Source organism: Candidatus Cloacimonadota bacterium (assembly GCA_020532355.1).
In the GTDB taxonomy this organism is placed as follows: Bacteria; Cloacimonadota; Cloacimonadia; order Cloacimonadales; family Cloacimonadaceae; genus UBA5456.
The window spans coordinates 1-4,265 of the sequence record JAJBBD010000173.1 but is presented as its reverse complement, the minus strand read 5'-3'; the positions used below and the strand labels follow the sequence as shown (position 1 = coordinate 4,265).

Sequence of the window (4,265 nt, the reverse complement as noted above, 5' to 3'; positions counted from 1 at the left end):
GATCTTTAGCTTGTCTCGCACCAAATCGCAAAGAAGATCTCCCAACATGCCTGTTCCAGAAAGCTGCACATTGCCATGAGCGTCATGCTCTACAGCTTTGGTTAGCTTGGCTATCATCGGAATACCTTCTTCATCAATTATACCTTCGGAAACTGCGACTATGCATCGACCATATTGCTCATAGCTGTGTTTTACGTCCTGCAAAAATTTATCTCTGCTAAAAGGACGTTCGGGCATATAAATTAGATGAGGACCATCATCAGGATACTTTTGTCCCAAAGCAGAAGCAGCCGTGAGGAAACCAGCATGACGCCCCATCACAACGCCGATGTATACTCCGGGAAGAGCGCGATTATCCAAATTTACTCCAGCAAATGCTGAGGCTACGAACCTGGCGGCAGAGCCATATCCGGGAGTGTGATCGCTAAGAACGAGATCGTTATCTATGGTTTTGGGAATGTGTATGGCTCTGAACTCGTATTCGGCGTTCTGTGCCTGTTCATTTACAATTCTAACGGTATCGGAGGAGTCGTTTCCACCAATGTAAAAGAAATAGCGAACATCATGGGCTTTAAGAACTTTGAATATTTCTTTGCAGTAGTTTTCGTCGGGCTTGTCTCGGGTAGAAAGCAGTGCGCTGGAGGGAGTATTTGCCACCTGCTCCAGATTGTGAGTAGTCTCCTGAGTAAGATCAATAAAATTCTCATTTACAATACCTTGCACACCATGTAGAGCGCCATATACTCTGGTAACCTGTGGGAATTTGCGAGATTCCAACGCAGCTCCAACCATAGATTGGTTTATCACCGCAGTTGGTCCGCCACCTTGAGCAATAACAACTTTTCCTTCGAGTTTCATCCATTTCCTCCTTAAAGATCCGTTCACTTATTCGAAAAATCAAGCTTTGGCAACCCTCTATATTTTGTCCAGCAGAAAATACTTGCCTAAATCCGCTTTGTTAAAACAGTGGTGTATGGAGGTAGTATGAGCTACATAGTACTTGCGCGCAAATACCGCCCGCAAAGCTTCTCTGAAGTATACGCACAGGATCATGTTACCAAGATTCTGCAAAGCGCAATCGAATCCGGTCGCATTGCCCATGCCTATCTGTTTACCGGACCTCGAGGAGTGGGGAAAACCTCGCTTGCCCGCATTATGGCAAAAAGCTTGAATTGCGAGCAGGGACCCACTATCAACCCTTGTAATATTTGTACAAATTGCAAGGAGATAACCTCAGGCGTTTCATCTGATGTAATCGAGATAGACGGCGCTAGTAATACCGGAGTAGATGATATTCGCGAATTGCAAAAAGAACTATTGTATGCGGCAAGCGGTTCCAAATACAAGATATATATTATCGATGAAGTTCATATGCTATCCAAAAATGCCTTCAATGCTTTACTCAAGACTTTGGAGGAACCTCCCGAAAATGTGATATTTATATTTGCCACTACAGAACCGCATAAAGTATTGCCTACCATAATTTCACGTTGCCAGCGTTACGATTTCAAACGCATTCCAGTAGAAGCTATCGTTAGGCGGTTGCGAGATATTTGTGATAAAGAAGAAATAAATGCCGATGATGAATCCTTGTATCTTATAGCCCGCAAGGCAGATGGCGGAATGCGGGATGCGCTTTCATTGATGGATCAAACCATTAGTTATTGTGCCAACGACATAAAAATAAACAGTGTGCGGCAAATCTTTGGGATGATACCCAATCAACTATACTATAATTTTTTATGTAAGTTAAAGGAGCACGATACTCAAGGCGTAGTAATCGATTTACATCAGATCTTTGAAGAAGGGATAGATTTACAGGAGTTTATTGCCAACAAACTAGAATTCTTGCGCTTGGTTTTACTCAGTCAATTGGGGATCAAAATCAATGATGTAAGTTCGGAAGAGATGCCCTTGTTTGAAAATGTTGCCAAGATGTTCAGTCAAAATGATTTGCTTTACATCATGAGTCAACTGATTCAAACCCGTAGCGATATCAGAATTAGCAACAATCCCTATCTTTTAATTGAAGCTACAATGATAAAACTCTCTCGCTTGGATGAGATCAATGATATTAGCAAGCTCATTACGGATCTTAAGCGAGGAGCCATCTTGTCAGACTCTGTATCTGTAACGAGTTCCGCCTCCCGAGATGCTAAACCGGAAACGAAAGAAGTTCCAGCTAAAAAAGTTGCGTCACAACCTCGCAGCCCCCAAGTAGCTGAGATAGGCAAGTTGGAAGCCAGTGAAGAGAATATTCGCTCGAACTGGGAAGCTTTGGCGCAGCGCATCAGAAAAAGTAGCCTGATAGCCGGGATAGCGTTTGCGAAGGCCGAGTTTATTAGCCTAAACGAAAATGCACTTGTGCTTCAAACAGATTCGCCAACAAACCTCAATGCGATTGATAATCAGAAGGAACGCATTGAGCGCATTTTGGCAGATGTTTTTGGTAAACCGTTAAGACTCATTTTAAATCTGGAAGAGAAAGAAGCGCCTACTAAGGTAAATATTACCCGCAAAACCATTGCCGATATCCAAACTGAGAACCCTGAGCTTAAAGGCTTTATAGAACAAACCGATGCGAGGTTAATCTGATCTTTAGCATTATATTCCTTGTTATCAGTCTCTTATATCTGGTCTTACTGCTTACATTAAGTAGAGGTATGATGCACAGTTTGCCGCCCAGGCAAAAAGATAAGCATCTGCCAGAGCCCATAAGTGTAATAATTGCAGCCCGAAACGAAGCGCAAAATCTACCCCGCCTGCTTACTTCATTTGCTCAAATGCATCCCATTGATGCGGCCTATGAGGTAATAATTATTAACGACCACTCCAGCGATGACAGCATGGAAATTCTTAATAATTGGGAGGGACAATTCGGTATCCGGGTGATAGATTTTCAAGATGAAATTGAAGGGTACATTGGCAAGAAAGCAGCTCTGCAAAAGGGAATTGAGGCTGCACAATACGACATTTTGGCCTTCACCGATGCTGATTGTAAGCCTCCTCCGGGATGGTTGGCAGAAATATCTGAACTAATGACTCCAGAAACTGACTATTTATTGGGTTACAGCACTATTTTGACCAAAGAAGGGGAGAGTAATCTTACTTTAGTAAATTTTGAACGCAGCATCTATTATATATTGGCTGCAGCAGGCTTGTATTATAAGAAGCCAATCACGGCAAGCGCATGCAATATGATCTATAGAAAGAGCCTATTCAAAAAAGCGGGGGGCTTTGGCGGGATATCGCATTTGCTCAGCGGAGATGACGATCTGCAGCTTATAAAAATGATGCCTTACATAAGGCAAGCATACTACAATCCCGCTGTAAAAATGCAGGTAGAGTGTATTGAGCATGGAAGCGTGTGCAAACAATACCATAAAAATATACGCCGAGCCTCGAAATTTCGCTATCATCCTCCTCATGTGAAAAAACTTTCAGCTTTTGTCTTCTTCTATTTTGTTATATTCTACTGGGCTATCATTCTGTTGCTGATTGGGAAAGGGGATTTCCTTTTGTTAGGTACGGTAACGCTTAAATCCTTAGTGGAATTGGCTATCTCTCAGAAACATCTGGCTTTGGTTCAAAAAACTTACTTAGGGATTCTCTATTTTGCCCAGATCATCATCTTCCCCCTACAATTTATCTTCTACGGAATAAGGGGAACACTTGGAAATTACAAGTGGAAATGAAGTATGAATAATCTTTAATAAAGTTCAATGACACGTTTTGCTATTATTTTTTTATCTAACTTTAGAGCCACCAATCCATGTTGATGTGCCAGTCTACTTCGTATTTGTATAGTACAGAAACTGCAATCCATTAATTACTTGACTAACACACCCATGTTTAATTAATTGTTTGAAGATTAATTTTGCGCTAAATAAGTGAGGTAACGGTGCTAATTGTTAAAGATTAATTGACAACAAACAATATTAAACTCAAAGAAAGGCTAATATGATAGAATCGTACTGTAAAATTTTCATACTTCAAGTAAGCGCTCAAAACCTCAGGAGCACTTTCATCATGAGTACAGATATTTATGGGGGTTTGGCTTGAGTAATTTTATCACCAATACAGGCAGCGCACAGCTCAAGAAAAGACTCTCAATCCTAATAAAAGAAAGCCAAGAACTGAAATTTCTGGTAGGTTTCTTTTATTTCTCAGGTATCAGTGAGCTGATTGAGAGCTTGAAGGCAAATGCGGACTTGACCCTTAAGATACTGGTTGGGCTCAATGTGGATGCACAGAATTACGGTTTG

At 41.4% G+C, this 4,265-nt stretch carries 4 protein-coding genes; 3 read left to right on the top strand and 1 reads right to left on the bottom strand.

Annotated features, from left to right (window positions below):
* On the bottom strand, positions 1-858 hold an 858-nt coding region (locus LHW48_06405; protein ID MCB5260090.1), incomplete at its 3' end, for a diphosphate--fructose-6-phosphate 1-phosphotransferase.
* Between the two features lie 126 nt (positions 859-984).
* Here LHW48_06405 and dnaX point away from each other — a divergent pair.
* The 3 genes from dnaX to LHW48_06390 all read left to right on the top strand — a co-directional run.
* The gene (dnaX, locus tag LHW48_06400) at positions 985-2,595 is read left to right on the top strand and encodes a DNA polymerase III subunit gamma/tau (GenBank protein ID MCB5260089.1); all 1,611 of its coding nucleotides are present in this window, start codon (positions 985-987) and stop codon (positions 2,593-2,595) included.
* Positions 2,596-2,663: 68 nt separating this feature from the next.
* Positions 2,664-3,695 carry a glycosyltransferase gene (locus tag LHW48_06395; protein MCB5260088.1) on the top strand — a complete coding sequence of 344 codons (1,032 nt, stop codon included), beginning with the start codon at positions 2,664-2,666 and terminating at the stop codon, positions 3,693-3,695.
* A gap of 363 nt (positions 3,696-4,058) precedes the next feature.
* Positions 4,059-4,265: hypothetical protein (locus LHW48_06390; protein MCB5260087.1), on the top strand; the 207-nt coding region annotated here is incomplete at its 3' end.